Source organism: Neolewinella sp., assembly GCF_965214665.1.
GTDB lineage: Bacteria > Bacteroidota > Bacteroidia > Chitinophagales > Saprospiraceae > Neolewinella.
The window spans coordinates 4,248,693-4,273,802 of record NZ_OZ243970.1 but is presented as its reverse complement, the minus strand read 5'-3'; the positions used below and the strand labels follow the sequence as shown (position 1 = coordinate 4,273,802).

16 protein-coding genes are annotated in these 25,110 nt (G+C 61.5%); 11 read left to right on the top strand and 5 right to left on the bottom strand.

The window, feature by feature from the left end:
• The first annotated feature begins 88 nt into the window (after nt 1-88).
• The 8 genes from ACOOHD_RS18250 to ACOOHD_RS18215 all read left to right on the top strand — a co-directional run bounded on the left by ACOOHD_RS18250 (nt 89) and on the right by ACOOHD_RS18215 (nt 11,216).
• Nucleotides 89-1,327 carry an ATP-binding protein gene (locus tag ACOOHD_RS18250; RefSeq protein ID WP_420459313.1) on the top strand — a complete coding sequence of 413 codons (1,239 nt, stop codon included), beginning with the start codon at nt 89-91 and terminating at the stop codon, nt 1,325-1,327.
• Between the two features lie 197 nt (nt 1,328-1,524).
• A complete protein-coding gene (locus ACOOHD_RS18245; RefSeq protein WP_420459312.1) occupies nt 1,525-4,461 on the top strand; it encodes a DEAD/DEAH box helicase family protein in 2,937 nt (978 codons plus the stop codon).
• Entirely contained in the window at nt 4,458-5,102 is a 645-nt protein-coding gene (locus ACOOHD_RS18240; RefSeq protein WP_420459311.1) for a hypothetical protein, read from the top strand. The genes ACOOHD_RS18245 and ACOOHD_RS18240 overlap by 4 nt, the downstream gene beginning before the upstream one ends.
• Complete coding sequence (locus ACOOHD_RS18235; protein ID WP_420459310.1) at nt 5,099-5,557, top strand: DUF3592 domain-containing protein; 459 nt, start codon at nt 5,099-5,101, stop codon at nt 5,555-5,557. The genes ACOOHD_RS18240 and ACOOHD_RS18235 overlap by 4 nt, the downstream gene beginning before the upstream one ends.
• Before the next feature lie 106 nt (nt 5,558-5,663).
• Nucleotides 5,664-8,015 (top strand): acyl-CoA dehydrogenase, encoded by a 2,352-nt coding sequence (locus ACOOHD_RS18230; RefSeq protein WP_420459309.1) that lies wholly within the window; start codon nt 5,664-5,666, stop codon nt 8,013-8,015.
• A 110-nt stretch (nt 8,016-8,125) separates the two neighbouring features.
• A complete protein-coding gene (locus ACOOHD_RS18225; protein WP_420459308.1) occupies nt 8,126-9,262 on the top strand; it encodes an ATP-binding protein in 1,137 nt (378 codons plus the stop codon).
• On the top strand, nt 9,259-9,954 hold the full coding sequence (locus ACOOHD_RS18220; RefSeq protein ID WP_420459307.1) for an NADPH-dependent F420 reductase: 696 nt from the start codon (nt 9,259-9,261) through the stop codon (nt 9,952-9,954). Before ACOOHD_RS18225 ends, ACOOHD_RS18220 begins: the two co-directional genes overlap by 4 nt.
• Nucleotides 9,955-10,133: 179 nt before the next feature.
• Nucleotides 10,134-11,216, top strand: a complete 1,083-nt coding sequence (locus ACOOHD_RS18215) for an alkene reductase (RefSeq protein WP_420459306.1) — start codon at nt 10,134-10,136, stop codon at nt 11,214-11,216.
• Nucleotides 11,217-11,249: 33 nt separating this feature from the next.
• Here the strand turns inward: ACOOHD_RS18215 and ACOOHD_RS18210 are convergent, their stop codons facing one another.
• The gene (locus ACOOHD_RS18210; protein ID WP_420459305.1) at nt 11,250-12,800 is read right to left on the bottom strand and encodes a rhodanese-like domain-containing protein; all 1,551 of its coding nucleotides are present in this window, start codon (nt 12,798-12,800) and stop codon (nt 11,250-11,252) included.
• Nucleotides 12,801-12,856: 56 nt separating this feature from the next.
• A complete protein-coding gene (locus ACOOHD_RS18205) occupies nt 12,857-13,120 on the bottom strand; it encodes a hypothetical protein (RefSeq protein WP_420459304.1) in 264 nt (87 codons plus the stop codon).
• 160 nt (nt 13,121-13,280) lie between these two features.
• Between ACOOHD_RS18205 and ACOOHD_RS18200 the strand changes: the two genes are divergently transcribed.
• Both ACOOHD_RS18200 and ACOOHD_RS18195 read left to right on the top strand, forming a co-directional pair.
• Nucleotides 13,281-14,360: a sensor histidine kinase gene (locus ACOOHD_RS18200; protein ID WP_420459303.1), complete on the top strand. Its 1,080-nt coding sequence runs from the start codon at nt 13,281-13,283 to the stop codon at nt 14,358-14,360.
• Between the two features lie 202 nt (nt 14,361-14,562).
• The gene (locus ACOOHD_RS18195; protein WP_420459302.1) at nt 14,563-15,288 is read left to right on the top strand and encodes a LytR/AlgR family response regulator transcription factor; all 726 of its coding nucleotides are present in this window, start codon (nt 14,563-14,565) and stop codon (nt 15,286-15,288) included.
• Between the two features lie 166 nt (nt 15,289-15,454).
• Here ACOOHD_RS18195 and ACOOHD_RS18190 read toward each other — a convergent pair whose 3' ends face one another.
• On the bottom strand, nt 15,455-21,412 hold the full coding sequence (locus tag ACOOHD_RS18190) for an alpha-2-macroglobulin family protein (protein WP_420459301.1): 5,958 nt from the start codon (nt 21,410-21,412) through the stop codon (nt 15,455-15,457).
• 93 nt (nt 21,413-21,505) lie between these two features.
• On the opposite strand from ACOOHD_RS18190, the gene ACOOHD_RS18185 reads away from it, so the two are divergent.
• Nucleotides 21,506-22,486 carry a tocopherol cyclase family protein gene (locus ACOOHD_RS18185; RefSeq protein ID WP_420459300.1) on the top strand — a complete coding sequence of 327 codons (981 nt, stop codon included), beginning with the start codon at nt 21,506-21,508 and terminating at the stop codon, nt 22,484-22,486.
• 109 nt (nt 22,487-22,595) lie between these two features.
• Here the strand turns inward: ACOOHD_RS18185 and ACOOHD_RS18180 are convergent, their stop codons facing one another.
• Nucleotides 22,596-23,750, bottom strand: a complete 1,155-nt coding sequence (locus ACOOHD_RS18180) for a radical SAM protein (protein ID WP_420459299.1) — start codon at nt 23,748-23,750, stop codon at nt 22,596-22,598.
• 130 nt (nt 23,751-23,880) lie between these two features.
• Complete coding sequence (locus tag ACOOHD_RS18175) at nt 23,881-25,104, bottom strand: serine hydrolase domain-containing protein (protein WP_420459298.1); 1,224 nt, start codon at nt 25,102-25,104, stop codon at nt 23,881-23,883.
• Between the last annotated feature and the right edge of the window lie 6 nt (nt 25,105-25,110).

The following is a 25,110-nucleotide window of genomic DNA, read 5'->3' as shown; positions in this document are numbered from 1 at the left end:
AGTGGTAGAAACAAATCAATTTAGCAAAAGCTATCTTGTATAACGCGTTATACAATAAGTGCGTAATTTTGTATAACGCGTTATACAAATGGAACAATTATTACTTCGAAGTAAATCTGCCGTAGCCGCCGTAAGTACCGGTTACCAGCGTACGCTAATGCAGGAGGTGCACTGGTCAGACCCGCTCATTTTCATCCTCGGGCCCCGGGGAGTTGGCAAAACCACCTTGCTGCTACAGCGTCTGCGGGCCCTTGGGCTTCCGCCGCGACAGGCACTGTACGTAGACCTCGGCGATATGTACTTCCAGGCCCACCATCTCATCGAGGTAGCGGAGGCCTTTCTGGACCGGGGGGGTGAGTATTTGTTCATCGACGAGGTACACCGCTACGTGAACGGTAACTGGGCCGCCGAGCTGAAGCAGATCTACGACCTGTACCGCACTCGTTTACAGGTAGTGGTGACGGGTTCCTCCGTAGTGCGTATCCTGACCCACCAGGCCGACCTGAGTCGCAGGGTACTAAGCTACCGACTGTCCGGCTTGTCCTTCCGGGAATATTTACGATTGCAGCACGGGGTAAAGTTGCCCGTACACTCCCTTACGGATGTGCTCGAACGGCACGAAACCATCGTGGACGATCTACTCCCTCAGCTACCGGACGTACTACCAGAGCTACAAAGGTACTGGCAGATCGGGTACTATCCTTACTACTTACAGGGAACGGTAGGGTATACCGACCGAGTGGTGTCTTCCCTACAGACCGTGCTGGAACACGATATTCCCTACGCTACCGATGCAGCCTCCGTCGATGCCCGTAAACTTGCCCGGCTGATGTACGCCATCGCTTCGTCCGCTCCCTTTTTACCCGACATGGTCAAGCTCAGTCAGCGTACGGAAATCAGCCGTAGTAGTTTGCTGCGCTACTTTAAGCTACTGGAGGACGCTAACTTGATCCGATCACTCCGCAAAGAATCCCGTGGCCTCGCTGCACTAGGCAAACCCGATAAACTGTACCTGGACAACCCCAACCTGCTACATGCCCTGGCGCCACAGCAGGTCAATCTCGGTACGCTACGCGAGACCTTCTTCATGAATCAGCTCGCCCAGCTGACGTACAGCAAGGCGCTCGTACCGCCGGAGATCAAACTACCGGGGTCGGGCGATTTTGTGTTTCTTACGCCGGACCGTCGCCTGCTCTTCGAGGTAGGGGGGAGGAATAAGTCGTTCAAGCAGATTGGGGAAGCGCCGGGCCACTATGTGGTGGCGGATACGTTGCGGACGGGGCATTCTGGACGGGTGCCGCTGTGGTTGTTTGGGTTTCTTTACTAAGTACAATGCGGCCTCCCCCGATAGCTATCGGGGCGCCAGCAAAAGGCAGCCTCCGGCTGCGCTGTTAGGGTATAGAAGCGCAGCCAGAAGCTGCATTTTTCTGCCGCTGCCAGAGGCAGCATTGTACTGGTCGAGCCCAGCCTAGCACCCGTCGAGCTACCTTAGCTACCCTCACCCCGGCACGCTATCTTCCCCACATGACCCTGCCCCAGTTAAGCTTCAAGTACCCCTGGCGGGACTACCAGGCGCGCATCCTTGATCGGCTGGAACTGTATCGTGAAGACCGCAAGATCCACGTCGTAGCCCCCCCCGGGGCCGGTAAGACCGTGCTCGGACTGGAGATCATGCGCCGGCTCGGCAAACGTACCTTGGTACTGGCCCCCAGCCTGACCATCCGGGCGCAATGGACGGAGCGCTTCGTGCGGGACTTCGGGGCCGACGAGGCCCTCATCTCCAATGACCTTTATGCTCCCGGCGACCTGACCATCGTGACCTACCAGGCCATGTTTGCCTACGACCAGAAGATTGGCACCGACGGGCTGGACTGGGTGGAGGCCCTGGTAGTAGATGAATGTCACCACCTGCGGCGCGAGTGGTGGCGGGTGCTGGATGGCGTGATGGACCGCTACCAACCCGAACTCGTGGCCCTTACGGCTACCCCACCCTACGACGTCAGTGGTGTAGAGTGGCGGCGTTACCACAGCTTCTGCGGTGAGATCGACGAGGAGATCAGTATCCCGGAATTGGTGGCCAGCGGCGACCTGTGTCCGCACCAGGACTATATCTACCCCATCCTGCCCCCGCCCGGGGAGTCACGACTCATCACCGAGTGGCAGGAGCGTAAGGATGCCCTGCTCGAACTGGCCCACACCCGTTCCGAGCTGGTGTACTACCTGCGCGAGCACCCCTGGCTGGCCGATCCCGAGCCGCATTACGAGGATATTTTCGCTACACCGGAGTACTTTACCGCCCTGCTCAGTATGCTGCGCGCCCAGGGCAGCGAGCCGCCCGCCGCCGCCCTTGGCGTCTTGCACGGAGAGGCCACCCTGGCCCCGGCCCTCGACGACCACTGGCTCACGCTGTTTTTACAGCGGGCCCTGCGCGACGATGCGTACTTCACTGCCGATAAGGGCCGCGAACTCCTTCGCCCCTACAAGCGTGCCCTCTCCGCCATGGGGGCCTGGCACGACGGTAAGCTCCACTTCGACAGCGCGCTGCCCCCCGCCTCCGGGGCCGAGGCCGAGGAGCTGGCCAGCCCCCAGGCTAAGCTCGACGCCCTGACCGAGATCGCCGCCTTCGAGAGCGATGCCCTGGTGGACGAGCTGCGCATGGTCATCCTCACCGACAACATCTACGACGAGTTCCTGCCCACCACCGAGCACGACCGGCGGGCAATCACCAAGGTCGGCACCGTGCCGGTCTTCGAAACACTGCGCCGGCAGGAGGGGGCCTATTACCAGGATAAGCTCTGTATCCTGAGTGGTTCGCTGGTCGTGATTCCAAAAACAGCCGAGCGCCGCCTGCTCGAGATCGCCTACGATCAGCTGCCCGACGAGCGGGTCATCAACACCAAGCCGCTGTTCAAGGGCTCCGACTACGTCGTGGTAGATACCGGCACCCTGGCTAATAAGTACGCCGTCAGCTGGCTCACCCAGCTCTTTACCGAGGGCCACATGACCGTGATCGTCGGCACCAAATCGCTGCTCGGCGAGGGATGGGATGCCCCCGTGGTCAACAGTCTCGTACTGGCTAACCGTGTAGGCAGCTTCGTGCTCAGCAACCAGATGCGCGGCCGGGCCATTCGCACCGTCCGCGGTAAGCCCGACAAGACGGCCAATATCTGGCACCCGATGGTCGTACACCCCACCGTACGCCGCGGCGGACCCGACGTCGACCGACTGCGCCGTCGCTTTCGGGGCTTTGCGGGACCACGGCTGGACGGTAAGCCCGCAATTCAGAATGGCCTGGAGCGCTTTAGTTTGCAATTCTCCGCACCTGCGACCCCGCCCACGGAGACGCCCCAGCACCTCCTGCCCGCCGGCCGCTCCTACAGCACGACCGATGCCGAGGCCATGGTCGCCCTGCGCCGCGACAGCCTACAGCGGGCCACCGAGCGCCCCCAACTCGCCGAGCGCTGGACCGAGGCCCTCGGGGCCGGCACCCAACTCGTAGAGGCGATCCGACCACCCCAGGAGCGGTACTACGAGCGCAAGGACCCCCTTACGCTGCACTACCGCGAATCGATCGACCGCCACATCGAGGAGCAGTACCGCCTGCTGCTACTCAATATGAAGGTAGCTACTATGGTCTCACTAGTCGGCGGAATGCTAGGGGGAGCGCTGCTGGAGCGACTGGCGCTGCCTACCCTACCCGTCGCTGCGCTGCTTGCCGTAGTGGCCACGGGGGCGGGTGCTTACTTCTACAATCACTTTCGCAAACTGCGCCGGCAGGTGGCGGGGCGGCTCAGTGACCCCGACCGCAACCCCGCCTTCGATGCGGAACTGAAGCTGACCCCCTACCTCGTGATGCCGCTGCTATTTGCCCTGCTGTTGCTACCGGTAAGCTGGCTGGCTCCGCTGGTCTTCGCGGCCGTGTACGCCGGCTGGATGGCTGTCTGTGCCCTACGCTCCCCTGTGCAGCAGCGCGACGAGGCCGTACGCCGCCACACCCTGCTGGCCAACACCCGCGAGCGGTTACTGAGCTACGGTAAGGCCCTGGCCACTGCCCTGGGTACGGGCAAGCACTTCCACGTCGCCACCCCCGAGCAGCTCAAGCTGGAGGAGGAGGGTGACGAGCAGTTCCTTTACCTCAGTGAGGCCGAGCACCACGACAGCCAGCTCTTCGCCTCATCGCTGGCCGAGCTCATGTCGCCCATCGACAACCCCCGCTACCTGCTCCGCCTCAAACTCCCCGACGACTGGACCCGCGGCGAGTACTACCTGGCCGTACCGAATACCCTGGGTACCCGCAAGGACGCCGATGCCCTGGCCCTTACCCTCGGCGAGACCGTCGACCAGGAGTTCGAGGCCATCTACACCCGCGAGCCCGCCGGCCGCCTACACCTGCTCACCGCCCGCCTCCAGGCCAGCTCTAAGACCGAGGAGCTCGCCAAGCGCGAAATGCTCTGGCGATGATCGGTATCGTCATAGCCCTGCTGGTCTTCCTTTTGGTCGCCTATCGCTTTCTGCGTCGGGTAGGCCAGGAAGGCCGTCGCCAGCGTACCCTCACCTGGCCCCGTGCTACAGCCGTGCTGGAGCCTGACACCGCCGCCCTGGAGCCCGCCGCCACCAACAAGTATGGCGAGGTGCTCTTCTACCGTGCCCAGTTGCAGGAGCCTTACACCTTTTACGCCCGCGGCGAGAAGTTTACCGGTCAGCGCCTAGCGCCCGAGCTCGAGCGCCTCAATCCAGAGGAAACCAAGCTGCTCCTGCGCGCCCTGCAGAAGCACGAGCGCTACCAGATCTGCTACGATCCCCACGATCCGGAGAATAACTACCTCACCGTAGGCCGTCACCTGCTCAGTAACCGGAGTCTGCTGCTGCATGCATTTTTTGGACTGGTCTTTCCACTACTGGTGGGGTACTTCGGCTACTGGGCCGGTGAGGTGTCACTACAGGCGGAGCTGGCGGTGACTGGAGCGTTCCTGGGAGGGGCGATCATCTTTCTGGCGGCCTACTACGCCTCTAAGTCCGTCCTGAACATCGGCATTTTCCTCTCTACCCCCGCTCCACCGGCCCCCCTACCTGCGACCCCGCAAAAATTATTCCGCTCATGACCCTGCTGCTGCTCGGCGTGTACTACACGGCCCTCCTGGTGTTCATCGTCCCCCGCATCCGCACGGCCCATAACCGGCAGCGCGTACTCACCTGGCCGCAGACCAAAGCCATCCTGGAACCGCGGGTAGCCCTACATGACAAAAGGGCATCGTCATCAGGGGTAGGGGCCCCTGATGTAAGACAGGTGCAAAGCCACTTGCAGGAGCCCTATATCTACTACGTGGGCGGCCAGAAATATGAGAGCCAGCAGGTGGAGCCCGGCTTCGAGCGGCAGCACCGGCACTACCGGAATATGGCGCGCTTTTACCTGATGCGGCGTACGCCGACCGTCTTTTTCAATCCGCAGAACCCTACGGAGGCCTACCTACAGCCGGGGCAGGACCCGCTGAGCTGGCGGGTGATCGGGTGGGGGGGTCTGGTGCTGGGGGCGTGGCCATTGCTGCTGCTGCTCTAGGCGGGGTGCCCAGGCGGGGCCCAGGCGTCCGACGCTTGCAAGCGTCGGACGCCTACCCCAACCCTGCCTACGCGCCGGGCGTTTTAATTCCAAACAAATCCTATCTATGGGCGCCGACTTCCAAACGAACACCACCATGACCCCCGGCATCCAGGCGATGCTACCGTTTCTGTACGCCGCCTGGTCGGACCGCCACCTGAGCGTACCGGAGATCGAGTCGCTACGTAAGGAGGCCGGGGCGCTGGAGTTTCTCTCCGCCGGGGACCGTCGGGTGCTGCTGGAATGGAGCGACCCGGTCCGCCCCCCCAGCCGCGAGCGCTACCAGCAGTGGCTGAGTAGCGGGCGGCAGGCGGCCGAGAGCCTACCGGAAGCCAAGCCGGCCAGCCTGGCGGAACTGGCCATCGTACTGGCCGTGGCCGCCGAAGACGATCCGGAGGCGCGACTGGCCTACTGGAGCGAGCAACTGACCGCCCTACGCAGCATCGAAGAGGGGCTCGGGGGCGTACGCGAAGACACTTACCGTAGCCTCTTCCCGCTCTACGATCAGCGGGAGAAGCTTTTCGAGGCGATTAAGGAGGGCAGCGTCGATCCAGCCGAATTACAGCGGGTGCTGGATGGCGAGCACGCCGATACCATCGCACGGACGAAGGAGATACTCCTGCGCCCCAGCTTCGAGCGGCCCACCCTACGCATTAAGGAGGATTACCGCGAGCAGGTACTACGCTGGTGTAAGGAACTGGCCCGTGAGGGCATCGGCGCCCTGTCCTACCCCGTGGAGTACGGCGGCCACGATAGCATGGCTGAATACGCCGCCGCCTTCGAGACCATTGCCTACCACGACCTGAGCCTGACGATCAAGTTCGGCGTACAGTTCGGGCTCTGGGGCGGAGCCGTGTACAACCTGGGCACAAAGCGGCACCACGATGCCTACCTGCGGGCCACCGGCACCTTAGAGTTACCGGGTTGCTTCGCCATGACCGAAACGGGCCACGGTAGTAACGTACGCGGACTGGAGACCACCGCCGTCTACGACCACGACAACCGCGAGCTCATTGTGCACTCGCCCAGCGTGGCCGCCGGCAAGGAATACATCGGTAACGCTATGCACGCCCGCATGGCCGCGGTGTTCTGCCAGCTCATCGTGAACGGAGAGAGCCACGGGGTACACGCCGTGGTGGTGCCGATCCGCAGCGCCGACGGACTTACCCTGCCCGGCATCCGAGTCGAGGACAATGGCTACAAGATGGGCCTCAATGGGGTGGACAACGGCCGGTTATGGTTTGACAACGTGCGGGTACCGGTAGCGAATCTGCTGGATAAGTACGGCGGTATCGCCGAGGAGGGTGCCTACACCTCTCCGATCGAGAGTCCGACGCGGCGCTTCTTTACCATGCTGGGCACCCTGGTCGGCGGGCGGGTCTTCGTACCCCGGGCGGGCCTCAGCGCGGCAAAGTCGGCCCTTACCATCGCCGTCCGCTACGGGCTGCGCCGCCGGCAGTTTCCTTCGGAGTCGATGCGCTCCGAGACCATCATCCTGGACTATCCCAACCAGCAGCGCCGGCTAATCCCGCTCGTCGCTAAGGCCTACGCCGTACAGTTCGGGCTCGACCACCTGCTGGACCGCTACGTTAACCGCACCGAGGAGCAGATGCGCGAGATCGAGGCCATGGCAGCAGGGCTAAAGTCCTACGCCACCTGGTTTGCCACGGCCGCCATCCAGGAATGCCGCGAAGCTACCGGCGGCAAGGGCTACCTGGCCGAGAACCGCTTCGCCGACCTCAAGGGCGACACTGACATCTTTACCACCTTCGAGGGCGACAACACGGTACTGATGCAGTTGCTGGCCAAGAGCTTGCTGACCGAGTTTAAAAAGTCCTTCCAGGAGGATGGCAACTTCGCCGTGCTCAAGTTCATCGGCCGCCGCGTGGGCACCATCGTCACCGAGCAGAACCCCTACGTGGTACGCCAAACCGACCGCGAGCACCTCGAAAGCCGGAGCTTCTACCTTTCCGCCTTCCAGTTCCGCGCCCGCCGACTGGTCAGTACGCTCGGCAGTCGACTACGCGCCTACATCAAGGAGGGCATGAGCAGCTACCAGGCCGGCCTCCTCTGCCAGACCCACATGATCGAGGCGGCCGAGGCCTACGTGGAGCTGCTGGTACTGGAATCCAGCCTGGCCAGGGTCGATGCGCTCCGCGAGGTAAAGGCGTTAGACGCTTCGCAAGCGCCTAACGCCTCCGGCGACCTGCTCGAAAAGGTCATCCTCCTCTACGCCCACCACACCATCGAGCACCACCGCGGCTGGTACCTAGAATCCGACTACATCAGCGGCCAAAAGAGCAAGGCCATCCGCAAGCTGGTCGATAAGCTCTGTGCCGAGCTCCGGCCGGAAGTGGGGGCACTGGTGGATGGGTTCGGGATATCGGATGAGTTGTTGGGGGCACCGATTGCTTTGTAGGTCGTCGTCTGCCGAGTTCCACGAGCGCAGCGAGTGCTCGTCAGCCGACTCTCTACCCTAATCCCAAAATTTGATTGAATTTTCGGATTACGATCCGTAAATTTGATCTAATGATTAGAAGGACGACAGAAGGGCTGGTCAGACAGGATCTTTGGCAGGGAAAGGTAATCGTGGTGCTAGGGCCTCGCCAGGTGGGTAAAACTACTCTGGTACGTGGTCTAGCAGCATCAGTGCATAAAGACTATCTCTATCTGAACGGTGATCTTTCTAGTGTACAGGAGCTGCTATCGAGTAGAAGCTACGAAAACCTGGCCGCGGTAATTGGTGATAGGAAGCTGGTAGTGATCGACGAAGCACAACGTATTGATGAGATCGGGTTGAAACTGAAAATATTAATTGATACCCAACCCGAGACGCAACTATTGGTGACCGGCTCCTCCTCCCTGGAACTTTCATTCGGAGTTAATGAGTCGTTGACCGGACGAAAGTTTCAGCATTTTATGTACCCCCTAAGCTTCGAAGAGATCAGTAATAATCAGGGGCAAGCGCGGGCATTGGATGGATTGGAGCTGCGCCTTTTATACGGCAGCTATCCCGAGATTGTCAACCGGGCAGGAAGTGAGCGTAGGTATCTCGACCTTATTGTAGACAGCTACCTGTATAAAGACTTGCTTTACCAGGAAACGGTACGAAGAGTAGATCTGCTAAAGAAAATTCTGCAGGCACTGGCACTCCAACTAGGTAGTGAAGTGTCATACAATGAGGTTGCTAAAACTGTCGGAGCCGATCCCGCTACGGTGGAACATTACATCAGTTTACTCGAACAGGCCTTCGTCATTTTCCGACTACCGAGTTTGAGTCGTAATCTGCGTAGTGAGATTAAACGAGGTCGCAAGATTTATTTCTGGGACAATGGTGTACGCAACGCCCTGATTGCCAACTTCAGTCCACTACACCTCCGCCAGGATACGGGTGCGCTCCGGGAAAATTTCTTAGTAAGTGAGCGGCAGAAGATTAAGCAGTATCACCAACGGTACTCCAATGACTATTTCTGGCGCACCTATACCCAGCAAGAAGTCGACTACATCGAAGAGTCAGATGGCTTACTACATGCCTTTGAGTTCAAGTGGAATCCCCGCAAGCGCGCCTCCTTTCCAAAAAGCTTCCGGGAGGCCTATCCCGACGCGGTGACTCAGACGATCAGTCAGGATAATTTTATCCCTTTCCTCAGTGGGGACCGGGCTTGATTTTCCACCGAACTAAACCCCCCAAAGCAAGTTCTCACCCACACACCATCTCCCACCCTACTATGAACATCGCCATCCTCGGCTCCGGCAATATCGGTGGCAATCTCGGCCTCCACTTCGCCCGGGCCGGCCACCACGTCTTTTTCACCTCCCGCCATCCCGATGAGCTGCAGGATCTCGTCAAGCAAGCCGGTGAGTACGCCCGCGCCGGTACTGTCGAGGAGGCGGCCGACTTCAGCGAGATCTTCCTGGTCGCCACCCCCTATAAGATGCTGCCCGAACTGGTCAAGCAGCTCGACACGGCCATCAAGGGGCGCATCGTCATCGACGCCGCCAACCCCTACCCCGAGCGCAACGGACAAATGGCCCGCGACGTGCGCCAGAGCCAACTGACCGCCTCCCAGCACACCGCCCGCTGGTTCAAGGGAGCTGAGGTAGTCAAGGCGTTCAATACCATCGAGGCCGACGTACTACGCGACCGCGCCTTTCCTAAGGAAAATGAGCCCCATCTGGCCATCCCCTACGCCGCCGATACCGTAGCCGGCCGCGAGACCATCGAGGAGTTGATCAAGGACATCGGCTTTGCCCCCTTCTTCTACGGTACCCTCGCCGATAGTAAAGAGATGGACCCCGACGGTAGCCTGTATGGTATGACGGGCACCATTAAGAACTTCGAGAAGAAGCTGGCTTAGTCGTCTGCCGAGTCCCACGAGCGCAGCGAGAGGCTCGTCAGCCGACTTGCTCGAACGACTTCGCACCTGCGGCCCCGCCCTTCCAAAACCAGCAACGCCCGAACGCTCAAAGGTCCTAAGCGCTACGCGCAAGGGACGCTTCGAGGTTCTTTCGTGCTATTTTAAAGATTAAGAACCTCATGCTAGACCACCTACTCTCCCCCTACACCCTAGGTCCCATCACCCTAAAAAACCGCGTCGTCATGGCCCCCATGACCCGCTCGCGCGCCGAGGGTAACGTGCCCAACGAAATGATGGCCACCTACTACGCCAACCGCGCCTCGGCCGGACTCATCATCACCGAGGGCACCTCGCCGAGTTATAACGGACTGGGCTATCCGCGTATCCCCGGTGTATTCACCCCCGAGATGCTGCACGGCTGGCAGCAGGTGACCGATGCGGTGCACCGGGAGGGTGGTAATATCTTTCTACAGATTATGCACACGGGCCGCGTCAGCCACCCCGATAACCTCTGGACCGGCGGCCGCGTACTGGCCCCCAGCTCCGTGGAGATGACGCAGACCAAGATGTACGTCGATGGCAAGGGCGAACTGCCCATCCCCCTGGCCCAGGAGATGACCGAGGATGATATTCAGGACGCCACCGCAGAATATGCCATGGCCGCCAAGGTGGCCATCGATGCCGGCTTCGACGGAGTGGAACTGCACGCCGCGAATGGCTACCTGTTGGAGCAATTCATTCACCCCAAGACGAACCTACGTACCGACCAGTTCGGGGGTAGCGTGGAAAATAGACTGCGCTTCGTACGCGATGTGGCGGAGGCTACCGTAGCCGCCGTGGGCGCTGACCGGGTAGGCATGCGTATCAGTCCGTACGGAGTATTTGGGGAGCTAGGCGAGTTTGAAGGCATCACCGAGACTTACCGCCGCCTGACCGAGATCCTTAACGAGGTAGGCCTGGTATACCTCCACCTGGTCGACCACGAGGCAATGGGGGCCCCCCACGTTCCGGAGGAGATGCGCAAGATGCTGCGGGATAATTTCCAGGGCACCTTCATCCTTAGCGGAGGCTACGATGCGCACGAGGCGGATCGGCAGTTAGCGGACGGTAAGGGAGACCTGGTAGCCTTCGGCCGGCCCTACATCGCTAATCCCGACCTGGTGGAGCGTTTCCGGCAGGGAGCGGAGCTGGCGATCCCGGATCAAAGCACCTTTTATACGCTGGGGGCGGAGGGGTACTTGACTTACCCGAAGCTGGCATAGGCGTCCGACGCTTGCAAGCGTTGGACGCCTGGTCTATCGCGAGGCCTTGAAGTCCTTGATGTGCTCGCCGAGGTCGTACACCGGCACCGCACCCTTTAGGTTCTTGCGGAGCAGACTGGCCCCGATGGCCGACTGGTAGCCGCCGCCGCAGTGCACCACGATGGGGCGGTCCTGCGGAATTTCCTTCCAGCGGTCGCGCAGCGTCCACGCGGGGATGTTGATGGCCCCGTAGAAGCGGGTGTCCTCAATGGCCGGCGTTGCGGGCCGCACATCTACTATAGTGTACTTACCGATGTGGTGCTCGCGGAAGTCCTCCAGGTCGAGGGGGTCTTCCATGAGCTCGGCCAGGTCACCGGTCCACTGGGTGGCACCGGTCACTTGCCGGTCGTAGCCGATCTTTGCGATGCTCTGGGCGGTTTGGTAGGCAGCTTCTTCGGAATCTACGATCACGTATAGTTCTTCGCCGGGTTTCACCATGGCCCCGAGCCAGAGGGCAAATTCTCCCTTTGCCTGAATGTTGATGGCATTGCGGGGGTGGCCGGCCTTGAAGTCGGCGGCGGGCCGGGTGTCAATGAGCCAGGTGTCCGTGCCTAATGGAATAGAAGTAGGCGGGGTCGCAGGTGCAAGGTTGGTTGCGGGAGCAATTTCTTCCTCTAGAATCACCACATTGCCCCGGGCTTCGACAACGCGCTCGGTGGTCACGGTCGGTTCGGTCACCGTGGTAGTAGCGGTGGTGGTGGTTTCGTCATCGCCGACCGGCTGCATATCATCTTTATGAAGGCCGGTAAGGAGGTGGCGGAAGGGGGACATGGCCTGCTCCCAGCGGGGATAGCCCTCCGGATTGCCCTCCAGACAGCCGTAGACGTAAGCGGGTACGAAGGGGTAGTCTCCCGTCAGCCAGTCGGCGAACTGGTCGGCGTTTTCGATCTTTTTGTCGAAAACGGGGCTTTCGTCCTGCGCCTCCGTGAGATTGAAGCGGCCGTGGGTAGCATCGCCCATCTTGCTGAAGTGGGCGTCTTCCCCGAAGCCGGCGTAAACCGTAGCCCGCTGGTCGAAGCCGCGGATGATGCCGTAGATGCTGTCGTAAGTCTCCTTGGCGTAGGTCCGCTCGTTGTGTAGGGGGTTCTTGTCCTCGGGGCGTGGTAGGGGGTAGCCGGCCCCGTCCTGGAGCAGGGTATTGCCCGTGAAGATGCCCTCTACGTTACCGTCGGCATTCATGGCCAGCAGACTGATGCTATCGGCCGTATATCCGGGGGTGAGTTGGGTTTGGACGTGGCACCCCTGGCCGAATTCGATCATGGTAGCCCGGCCGGCCTTCACGAACTGTCCTTCCCCGTGAAAGTGGTAGGTGGTAGCTCCGACCATATCGGCGCCCGTCTCCTCCCGCAGCTCGGCCCACCCACTGGCGAAAGTACCCGGGCGGTGGGTCATGACGATGGCGCGCAGGCGAAGTTTGTTTTCCCCCAGGTAGTCAAGATAGGGTTTAATGCGGCGGGTGGGATCTACGGCCACGGCCTCGCCCCCGTCGGTGATGAGGTAGGAATACTGGTCGATGGTCTCGTCGTGGAAGCGCTGTACGTTCATGGTGGGGGATTGATTAGATAGTCTACCGCTGTAACCGTGGGCGGGCCCCCGCATGTTTAGTACCGGCGGCTGATCAGGGGCGAGTGGGTTCCGGGGCCACCGGGGCGTTTACGTAGTTCATCAAGCCGGTCGCGGCACTGCTCGCAGGTAGCCAGGTGCTCGCTGATCTGGCGGTAGGCGGAGCGGTCCTCGGTCTTGGTGACGTCGTTCCAGTAGTCGAGCAACTCCTCGTCGTCCGGATGGCGGAAGCTGCCCACGACCTCGCGGCCAATGCGGTAGATGATGGCCGCGGCGACGGCGGCGATGAGGTAGGTGCCCATGGGGGGTGGGATTTACGATTTACAATGTACGAATTACGATGTACGATGTGCGGGGATGCTTGCTTCGCTCGTGTCAAACAGTCCGCAACCCGTACATAAAAGTCCTCCGTTAGTCGAATGTCGGCTGGGCTTACTACATAGGCGCCCTTACCTTAGGGCGATGTCCGTCGCCAGTACCCCGACCGCTCCCCTCCGCAGCCTGACCGACCGCCTGGGCCAGACCCTCATGCGACGGCCACTGTACCATGGCATCGGATGGCTGGTTTTCTTCGGCATCCTGGTCGTGTTGCAATTACAGGCCGGGGAGTATAGTCTGGGGTTGGTGCTAATCAACGAGCTCATCACGGTAGGCGTATTTGCCGTGGTGGTGTATACTAACCTATTTCTGCTCTTTCCACTCTACCTTAAACGCGGCCGCTACTGGATTTACCTGGGGGCCCTAATCGGCCTATCGGTGCTCTTCACGCCGATGGAGTTGGTGATCAAGTATTTCCTCTTCTCCTCCGATGAATCGGTACAGATTGACCTCCTGGACAATATGGAGGCCTACTTCCTGGGCAATTTTCTGATCGGCGGAGTCAGCTCCGTAGGCAAGATCATGACCGACTGGATCGCCGAGAACCGCAAGAAGCAGGAGGTTGAAAACGAAACCATGCAATCGGAGCTGCGCTTCCTCAAATCGCAGATCAACCCCCATTTCCTCTTCAACACCCTCAATAGCCTCTACGCCCTTACCCTGAAGAAGAGCGACAAGGCCCCCGACATCGTCATCAAGCTCTCGGAGATGATGCGTTATATGCTCTACGAGTGCAACGAGCCCGAGGTGCCCCTACGTAAGGAGATCAACTACCTGCGTAACTACCTCGACCTGGAGCGGCTGCGCCAGCGCGAGGGCATCGACATCACCCTCGACGTCAAGGGGCAGGTGGTGGATCAACAGATCGCGCCGCTGCTGCTCATCCCCTTCCTAGAAAATAGCTTTAAGCACGGCATCAACGCGGCCCTCCGGGGCGGCTTCGTGCACGCTACGCTAGAGGTGGAGCACCGGGCCATCCGCTTCGACCTGGAAAACACGAAGGGCGACACCATGCCCCGCTCCCCCGACGCGGCCCGCCCCAGCGGCGGCATCGGCCTGGTGAACGTACGCCGGCGGTTGGAGCTACTGTACCCGCAGCGGCACGTACTAGAGATCCGGGAGACGCCGGGGACTTATGCAGTGCGGCTGGCGCTAGAGTTATGAGGGGTCGTTGTTGGGTTGTTGAGTTGTTGCTTTTAAGGGAATGCTCGCTTCGCTCGTGCCCGCTATTTGTGCGCTGGTCGTATTTTTTCTTTGCACCTGCGGCCCCGCCCGATATTACACCTATAACACCCCCCACGCATGTGACACCTCCAACACCCGCACCGCAACAACACAACAACCAAAAACGCAACAACTCCCTCCAATGATCAACGCCATCATCGTCGACGACGAACCCCTCGCCCAGGATATCCTCGAGACTTATCTGGAACGCATCCCCGAAATCGAGCTCGTGGCCAAGTGCGCCAATGCCTTCGAGGCCAACGAGGTGCTCAACAAGGAAGACGTGGACCTGATGTTTCTCGACATTAATATGCCGCAGCTTACGGGCACCGACTTCCTGCGTGGACTGTCGGACCCGCCCGTGACCATCTTCACCACGGCCTACCCGAACTATGCCCTGGACGGCTTCGAGCTCAACGCCCTGGACTACCTCGTCAAGCCCATCAGCATGGACCGTTTCCTGCAGGCCTGTAACCGGGCCGTGGAGCAGGCTGAACTGCAGCAGAAGGCTAAAGCCCTACCCGTGCAGGACGGCGGCCCGGGCTACTTCTTCGTCAAGGCCGACAAGAAGCTCGTGCGCGTCAACATCGACGAGATCGTGTACATCGAGGGGCTGAAGGACTACGTCATCATCCGCCTACCCAACGACCGGGTCATCACCCTCCAAACCATGAAGTCACTCGAGGAGAAGCTACCCACCAGCGACTTCCAGCGTATCCACCGCAGCTACATCGTGAACCTGGAGCGGATCGAGGCCCTGCAGGGTAATATGGTGGAGGTGAAGGAAAAGGGGAAAATTACGACCTTGCCGGTGGGGAAGAGTTATCGGGAGGTGCTGGCCGAGCGGATTGAAAAGCTGAAGCTTTAGACCCGGCTTTGCCGGGGTAGAGGGCTCGCTGGCGCGTTCGCCCGTAGACCGCTGCGCGGGTAGAGCTACCGCATGTCGTGCCTGCGAGACGGCGCTATCTACCCCGCTTTAGCGGGTCTACGCCCGAACGCGCCAGCGAGGGCTCTACCCTGCGCAACGCGCAGGTCTACTCGACCGAGATTCGGTTTCCGGAGGTGTTCCCGCCAAACTCCGGTGCATACATACACTCCACCCGCCCCAGCCCGCTGCTGAAGCTACCGGTATAGGTCGCAAAGAGGTCATATTCCAGCGTATAGGTGCCCCGTGGCAGGTGGTCGATGAAGAAGTTCGTGGCCAGATCGCCGGGGGCAAAATAGTAGCCTATGCCGTTCCGGTACTGGTAGCCGGACAGCGCGTCGACGGGCTCGAAGGTGGCGGCGCGGCGGTCCTTGACGTGCACGTAGTCCATGGCGCGGTCGCTGCGCAGGGTAAGTCGGACGGTGATGCGGTCGCCGGGGTGGAGCGGGGTGTCTTCCATGATCGGCTGGAGCTGGTCGCCTACCTTTTTGTAGAGGCTGCGTTCGAGGCTAAGGGGGCCGGTGTGGCTGGCTTCGACACGATCGGCCAGCTCGGTGTACTGCCAGAACACGCCTCCCCATACGAGGTCGTTGCCGGGGTTTTTGATGGTGGCGGTAGTTAGGTCGCTGCTTACCTCTTCGGCCGGTACGCGGAGGGTGAACTCGCCGGTAGCTGCTTCTGCTGTCTCCTGGAGAGCAAGGACCCGGGTGCTGAGCCGGTCACCTATGCGGCCGGGCCAACTCGCCACGATCGGCTGCGTGGGCTGATCGACGGTGAAGGACTCTCCGGCATTCAGGATGGCATAGACGGCCGCGGCGGTGGCCTTGGTGGTCGGCCAGGCAGTCGTGCGCTTGTTAGTCAGTAGGTAGAGACGCATCTCGTCGAGTTCCTCCGGGCGGGGGTCGATGGTGCGAAAGGCCTCGAGGAGGCGGGTGTGTGTCTCGATGGGCAGCTCGTTCCAGCTGTAGCCCCGATCGTACTTCCAGTACATGCCGAACTCGTCCTTGTGGATGGCGCGCTCGCGGAGGCTAGCGAGGATAACCTCCCCGCGCCCCCCCCCGGCGGAGGGGGAGTGCGCCATGGTGATGGCGATTAGCGCCTGCTCGTAGAGTCCGTACGACAACCATTCGGAGAAGGCGCGCTCGCGGTAGAAGTCAAAGGCCTTGCTAGTGGGTGCCGGAGCGCCATTGATGAGCGTACGGGCGTAGAGGTAGTGGAGCTGGAGGGGGGTGGGCCGGTAGTCCTGCCGTAGCTCGGTCGAGTCTTTTGTTTCAGCGAGCAGCCGCTGGTAGTCTTCTTCCAACTTCCGGTCGAGGTAGCGGAGGGCGGCGCTGGTGATCTGCTCTACCGTAGCGCGCTGGGCGGGGTCGATGACGCCGAGCTGCTGCATCCGGGCAATGGTCTCCACCACGTACTGCGTCATGTAGCGGTCGGAGGGTCCACCGGGAAACCAGCCGTAGGCCCCGTCGCTTTCCTGGCGGGCGGCTAGTTTAGCGAGGGTCTGTTCCTGCTCCCGGGCCAGTCGCCTGAGCTGGAAGAGCTCGCCGATGCGGGCGCGCTGCTCGGCCTCGGATTGTGCTTCGCGTACCCAGGGCGTCTCGGTGACCAGGGCGGTTTTGAGGTCCTGGTTCTTTTCCAGTTCGCTCAGTAGGGCGGTGGAGTCGGTCTCCCACTGGTTGAAAACCTCTTCCAGCACGGGCTTGGTCGACACCGTTTGGTAGGCCAGCTGATTGGCGAAGTAACGGTTAGCGAGCTGCTCGGTGCAGTCGTAGGGGTACTCCATCAGGTACGGGAGGGCCTTGAGGGCTAGCCAGGCGGGGTTGGTGGTGGCCTGGAGGGTGTAGCTGAGGGGGATTAGGGAGGGGGAGACGGGGGACGAAGGGAGCAGGCCGGGGAGGGTAACTTCTTTAGTTTCACCGCGCCGGAGGTAGAAGGGTTGGGAGACGGTGATGAGGGTGCGGTCAGAAAGGACGGGCACCACATTTTCCTCCCCGTCGCTGAAGTCGTCACTGCGGGCGATGATGCGGTAGCCCAGCGGCCCACCCAGCGAGGCACCATCGGGTACGGAGATGGGGAAGCGCACGGTAGCCGAGCTGCTATCCGCTAGCTGTAGTGACTGACTGGGTCCGCTACCTTCCACACTTACTACCTCGCTACCGTCGGGGTTAAACAATTCCAGCTCGACGCGTACGTCCAGCGGCCGGTCCGTCAGGTTCGAGACCTTGGCGGTGAGTTCCATCCGGTCGCCTTCCCGGAGGAAGCGCGGTACGTTGGGTAGTACCATGAGCTCCTTCTGGGTCACTACTTCGCGCTGGGAGATCACGTAGTTCAGCGCCTTATCGTGGGCGAAGAAGCGAAACTTCCAGGCGGTGAGGGCCTCGGGACTGGTGAAAGTGACCCGGAGCGAGCCATCGGGGCCGGCGGTAAGGTTGGGGAGCCAGAAGGCGGTCTCTTGGAGGTTGGTACGCAGTTGAACGGGCGGCTCAGGCGGTGGGGCCGGGGCCGCAGGTGCAATGCTGGCAGAAACAGCCTGGGGAGCAGCCTCGTTATCGGCGAAGGCAGCTTCCTCCATTTCTGGAGAAGCCATACGCATGGCGCCCCGACTTCTCACACTTACACCCATCACCTTGCCCTGCAGCATAGTCGTTAAGGACCGATCATCAAGCGAAGAAAGCCGGAGGTAGGGAAGATCAGGAATAGTATCGGACGACCTTGAGCGGCTAATGGTGAACGTCTGCCCAAACTCACTGCCAAAACTAAAATTCGCTACTAACGACTCACTCCCCCCGTACACCGGATAGGGCGAAAACTGCCACCCACGCCCGGCGTAGAGCTGGTCCAGGCTGGCATCGTACATGGTCGCCAGGGCCGCGGCGGCAGCCGGTAGACTATCGCTGGACTTAAGCTCTAAGGTCCACTCCTCGGGGGTACCGGGGCGTAGCTTGCTGCGGAAGGTGGCGTAGGTGACGTGCAGTTCTTTGTTTTCCCACGGCAGGGGAAGCTGTCGGCTCTCCTGGAACACCCGGTTCAGGCGCACGAAAGCAAGTTGGTGGAACAGTCCGCCGCGATCGGCCTCCGTAGGGGTGTAGCGTAGCGTGAGGCTGCGGGCGGTGGTGCTGTCGCGCTCCAGGAGTAGTCCGCTGCGGCTTTCCCAGCGGCTAAGCACGAGGGGGAGGTCGAGGGCGGAGATAAGAATGAGTTCTACTGGCTCGTCTACGCGTACGCTATCGGGCACGTCGGTGAACTGGTAGAGCCTACCGGCGGGCAGCTCAGCGGTGGCGGAGTTATACACGCTGAAGGTAGCCGGTGCCCCGGCGGTGCCATCAGCGTAGCGCCAGTCGATGCGGTAGTGACCGATCGAGAAGTCGGCGGGAAGGGAGAAGCTGGCGGTGCCCTCTCGCAGGGTGACTGTCGTTTGGTACACGGGATTACCATTAGTCGGCCACTCCGTCAGCTCCGGTACGGGGGCGTAGCTCAGATAGGGGAAGTGGTCCGCAAAGCTATCCCGTTCAATCACCGGTCGGTCGGGCACGGGCCAGTCGCGCTCGAGCAGACTGGCGTTGGGCTTTATTACGGGAGTAACGCGCAACTCAATCGCTAGGGTAGTATCGCGCCGTTCAGACTGAGCACGCACGATCAGACTGTCGCCACGGTCCAAAGTTTCCTGGTCTGCAGTGACCACGACCGCCGGCCGTTTCCCCCGGATGCCGACCGTAGCAGTGGCGGTGTGCGTCTCTCCGGTCTGATCGGCTACGTCGGTTTCGATCACGTAGCGGTAGCTGGGGTAACCGGCGGTGCTGAGGGAGGTTGGTGAAGTAAAGGTCAGCTCGAAGTTGCCCCGTTCACCGGTGGTCGTCTCCCCGCTGGCGATCAGCTCGCGCTCACCCCCACCACCGCCACCGTAGCCTCGGTAGAAATACCAGTGTACTTCCTCCAGGTACACCCGGTAGCTCACCCGGGCATCGGCCACCGGTGGGCCCGCGTAGGTCAGTGCTTCACCAGTTACGGTCACGGGCCGCCTGGGCACCGCGTCCTCAGGAGCTTCCAGCGTAACCTCGAAGCGCGGCCGCTTGTACTCCTCCACCCGGATGGCGGCATTGCCATTATCCGTCTGGATGCTGAATTCGCCGGTCAGTCCGCCCTCCGGCAGCTCGAAATCCACGCTAAAACGGCCGTACGCATCGGTAACCGCCTGCTGCTGGGCTACCTCCTGGTAGTTGGCATCGCGGAGTATAACCGTAACTGTTGCCTCCGGTAGGATGGAGGGCAGCTGGTCTACACCCGTCCGGTACTGTAGGCCGTAAACGTGCACCCGTTGCCCCGGGCGGTAGAGGGGGCGGTCGGTGAGCAGGGTGGTATAGGTCTGGGTGCTGGGCTGGCCGCTCCGATTGTTGTAGGTGTAGAGGTCCGTAACCAGCCGGTCGCCGGTGGGGGCCTGGCTCAGGACCAGGCGGTACTGGGCGTAGTCCTTCGGCGTGGGGAGGGTGAAGACGCCATCCTCCCCGCTGCGGCGGGTGTAAATCAGGCGGTAGTCCTGGTTACGGCGGTTGCTGCGGTACACCTCTACGCGCACGTCCGGCACGGCGGCCCCGGTGGTACGGTCGACGACCTGGACAGGGCTGCCCGTTTCGCTACTGATCTTTAGCGTACTCAGATCAGTGACCTGGAAGTCAGATACGGTGAAAGCGCCTGACTGTGGATCAAAGTCCTCGCCATCAGTTACCACCAGATAGTAGCCCCCGGTGGGCAGGGCAGCCAGGTCGAGCTCGGTGGTGTGCTGACTGTAATCGTCATTGGGGACCAGGCGCTGGCTGCCACTCCCGGCTAGCTCGCCCCGCTGGATAGTTGCCAGTCGCTCGGTGATGTCGCGGACGTAATCGCCCGGCTGGGCGGGGTCGTAGCGGTACAGCCGGTAGTAGACCTGCTCCACGTTGCGGTAGGTCAGGTGTACCAGCAGGTGCTCGCCGCGGGGGTAGTAGGTGTGGGTCTGACTGCTGAGGCTAGCAGCGGTGATACTAGCGCGTAGCTGTACGGCTTCCACCCGGGCGACCTCATCCTCCTCCCCTACCCGATCAATCAGCGTGAGGGCGCGTACACGGGGTCGCTCACCGAGCGAGGCGTCGTCGCGGTCCAGCAGCCGGGCCATCTCTACCAAAAAGCGGTCGTGCTGGGGAAGGGCGGCGTAGTGTTCGTAAGCCTGCTCCAGGGCAGATAGGTACAGGGAGTCAGCCGCCCCGAGCTGGTGAACGTAGCGCAGGCGTTCCAGGTCCGCATAAAGCAGTGCCGGGGTAATCTCTGCAAGGTGGTAGGCGATCCACTGCTGGTACAACAGCAGCTTACGCGGCGTGGCCCGGGTGAGGTCGTAGCGGAGCGTCAGGTCGAGATCGCAGAAGTCGCCGGCCGGTACCAGTAACTCGGCGGCATCTACCGGCCGGTCGTCAGTCAGGGAGCCCAGGGAATTGCTGAGTAGTTCCATAGCCCGCCCCACGAGCAGGTCGTAGAGCGTCGGTAGCTCATCGCGGCGCGTCTGCCCACCTACAATGAGTGCCGGTATCTCGGCCAGTCGGGTCTGCTGCTCCCGGCTCAGGGCGAGACTTCTATAGAGGTGATCGCGCCCCGCCGTAAGGAGCTGCTGTAGGGTGTGATCCGCCAGTGGTAGGCTATCGCTCACCTCCTGCCCCGCTAGCTCGGTCCCCTGACTCAGGCGGTACTGATTTTGCTGAGCATAGTTGAAGTACACCTCCCCCAGCATGAGGTGGGTCAGGGCGGCCACTACCGGATCCTGACCGTGGTTGGAGAGGGCTTCCCGCAGCACCCCGAGCGCTGCCTCCTGCTCGTCCTCGGCCAGCAATTGCGTCAGGGTGACCCGCTCGCCCAGTGCCCGCAGTAGTTCATCGGACTGCCCGCTGCGTGCCGCCCGCGCATAGATGCTATCGGCCACCGCCAGGGCACTCTGGTACTTACCGGCTTCGACATAGGCCTTGAACTTTGCGTAGTCGGCAGGGTCGGTCTGGGCCATGAGGGCAGTGGTCAGGGTAAGGAGCAGGAGGGCAAGCAGGTAGTGCATACGGTGGCGAAGTTCGGGGTTTCTCCTACTTGATGCAGCAATCAACTCGATTGCATAGGCGTTGGACGCTTTAAAAGCGTCCAACGCCTGCCCGTGACCGACTTCCTCCTCCGCCGCCGCGCCACCCTCGATCCGCCCCGCTTCCAGGGCTGGGGGCGGACCCGCCACTACTTCGAGGGCTGGTACTTTAAGGTGGTAGTGCCGGAGCACGAGCTGGCCTACGCCTTCATCCCCGGCATCAGCTACGACCGGGCAGGTCAGGGCCACGCCTTTCTCCAGGTACTCAACGGGGTAGCCGCCACCTCGGAGTACCACGAGTACCGCACGGAGCAATTCCAACCGGCACCGGACCGCTTCTACCTCCAGCTTGGCCCACACACTTTCGCCACCGACCGGCTCGTCATAGACCTACCCGACCTACAACTCGATCTGTCCCTGGAGGGCGTCACCGGCTGGCCGGCCAGTGCAAGGGCTCCCGGCGTGATGGGTTGGTACGGCTACGTGCCCGGCATGCAGTGCTACCACGGGCTAGTCAGCTTCCACCACCGCACGCTGGGCTCGATTCGGGTGGGGCATGCGACCTACGATGCCTCCTCCGGCCTAGGCTACACCGAGAAGGACTGGGGCACGGGCTTCCCCGAGGCCTGGATCTGGACCCAGAGCAACCACCTCAGCAATACCGACCGGCCGGCTAGTCTCATGGCCAGCGTAGCTAGTATTCCCTGGCTGGGGTCTAGTTTCACGGGCTTTCTCTGCACCTTTTTCCTAGAGGGCGAGCTCCACGTCTTCACCACCTGGGCGGGGGCGCAGGTGCAAGTCTTTTTGGAAGAGGCGGAGCAGGCCGTTCGATTGGTATTCACCAAAGAGGAGTGGAAATTGACTCTCGTTGGCCATCCGGCTCCGGGCGGACAACTGGCGAGTCCGATCTCCGGGGCCATGACCGGCAAGATTAACGAGAGCCTGCGGGGGGAGGTGGAGGTGCTGCTGGAGCGGGGCGGGGGGGAAGTGTACCGGGGGGTAGCGGGCTGGGCTGGACTGGAGGTGAGCGATAATGCGCGTGGTGTACTGGGATAGACCCGGCGGTGCCGGGGTAGACCCCTCGCTGGCGCGTTAGGGGGTAGACCGTCAAGGCGGGTAGAGCTACCGCTGTTCAGGCTGTACGGGATAGCCCCTCGACTTCACATTAAGTAAAATAGAGGACTTCGGCTTCGGGGAAGCTAGCGGCAATCTCTTCGGTAAACCACGCCTTCAGCTCCTTCATCTGCTCCTTGCGGTAGACGAATTTGTGGCTACCAAATTTATTGAGCTTCTTACTCCGCTTCTCCTCGTCGAAGTCGAGGGAGGTATTGGGGTACCAGTCGAGCAGGATTTCCTTGGAGCCGGGGGTGAAACGGTGGGTAATGAGCTCGAAGGTGAGATCCACCTCGAAGTCGAGGGCCTCGCGCAGCCGCTGCAGCAGATCGGTATAGTCCTCCTGCCAGTTTTCGAACGGCATCAGGGGAGCTAGGACCGCGCCGACGCGGTAGCCGACCTGCCCCAACCGCCGCATAGCTTCCAGACGAGCCTCCAGATCGGCGGTACCCCCTTCGAGCCGGCGGGTGACCCAGTCGGCATTGAGGCTGATGCGGCAGCGGGTCTGCCTGTTGTGGGGCAGGTCGAGGAGGGGCTCCACGTCATCGTACTTCGTCACCCACCGCAATCGGGCCTCGGGCTGGGTCCCGAACCAAGTGATGGCACGGCTCAGCGACCCAGTCAGGTGCTCGATGCCCAGGGGGTCGGTGTAGCAACTGGCCTCGAAGGTGGTCAGGGACTTATTGGGGTCGATGTAGCTCGTGTTGTTTTCCAGGATCTGGTCCAGGTTGGCGTAGGCGCGGGTCACCGGGGCACCGGGCAGACTACCGGCTAGGTAGCAGTACTGACAGTGGGCCGGGCAGCCCTTGGCCAGGTGAAATTGCCAGTCGGCCGAGGGCGGAATAGGCGTTAGCTTCATCGCGCTGGGCGGGGCGGTGACTACGGCCAGGGTATTCTTCGCCTTCTGGTAGGTCTCGCGGGTGGTGGAGCCGCCGAGTTTAGGCAGTCGGTTACCGTTCATGACGTCATAGGTCAGTCCCAGGTTGTCCAGTCGCTCGGCAATACGGCGACCGTGCTCCTCTTCCCAGGCCGGTGCGGTGAAGTAGATGTGCTTCGGCTTCCACTTGCGGGCGGAGCGGCCCCTGGCCCGGGGGGTGGCGGCGAAGGTATCTACCGCCGGAGCGTCGGCCTGCGAGATGGGCTCCTCGGCGTGCTTCTTCGGTAGGCGGCCGCTGATGTGGGGGGCTTCTTGGAGGGGGCGGGGCATGGAGGCTGGGCGTTTTTGGTGTAACGGGGGCCTCCGTGATAGTGTTTCGAAAATGCAGGACCTCGAAGCGTCCGTGGGGCAAAGCCCCTTCGGACCTTTGAGCGTCCGGTCGAGGTCCTTGCTAGTCGTCTTACTCCAATGCCGAATAAACCAGCACCCGAAACTTTCGCACCACCTCCTGATAATACGGCGTCGGATGCACATTAGTGTACACCAGTAGCACCAGTTGCTCCGCAGGGTCAATCGTGTACTCCGAGCAGTACATGCCGCCCCAGGTGTAGCTGCCCGGTGTGGCCTGATCGCCGTAGTGGCTCTGCGCGGTGATGAGCTGAAGGCCAAGGCCAAATTTATCCTCCCGATCCCACACCGTAAGCTCGCCGATCTGGTTGCGCAGCATCATCGCTACCGTGGTCGGACTCAGCAGCCGCACCCCATCCAGCTTCCCGCCGTTGAGTAGCATCTGGCAGAAGCGGGCGTAGTCGTCGATGGTGCCCACGCTACCGGCCCCGGCCGAGAAGTAGGTCTGGGCACCCCGCACGGCGAAGTCGCGGTAGGTCTCGTTTTCGTGCAGGACTAGGGGATCATCCAATCCAGGCTTGGAATACAGAGAGACGAGCCGGTCCGCCTTCTCCGCCGGGAGGTAGAAGTAGCTGTCCTGCATACCCAGCGGACCGAATACCTCCCGCTGCATGTACGCATCCAGTGGCATACCGGACAGGATCTCGACGAGCCGGCCGATCACGTCCGTACTCAGCCCGTACACGAATTGCTCCCCCGGCTGGGCCACCAGCGGGCGGGCAGCGATCAGCTCCACCACCTCCTCAGTCGTCACCGGTTCGAGACTCGCGAAGAAGGGGATGGGATACCGCTCGTCCAGGTCACCGGGCATCTCGTAGGCAATGCCCGCCGTATGGCTCAGTAGATGCCGGATGGTGATGGGGCGGGCCAGGGGCTCCAGCGCGTACTCACCGCTCACGCTGTCCAACTGACCCAGCACCTGCGTTCCCGCAAAAGCCGGTATGTATTTGCTGATGGGATCCTCCAGGAAGAAAGCTCCACGCTCGAAGAGCTTCATCAGTCCCACCGTCACCACAGCCTTGGTCTGGCTGGCAACGCGGTAGATGTCGTCGGGCCGGGCGGCGCGCCCACTCGCTACGTCCGCCAGGCCGAAGGTGCCCCGGTACACCTCCTTGCCGCCCTGTAACACGACGGCCTGCACGTTCGGTGCGATGTCCCGCTCGACGAGGTGCTGCAAAAAACTATCTACCCGCTCGAGCCGCTGGGGGTTGAGGGTATGGGGGGTGGACTGGGCGTGGAGGCAGCCGGCCAGTAGTAGGAAAATGAAAATACGCATAGCACA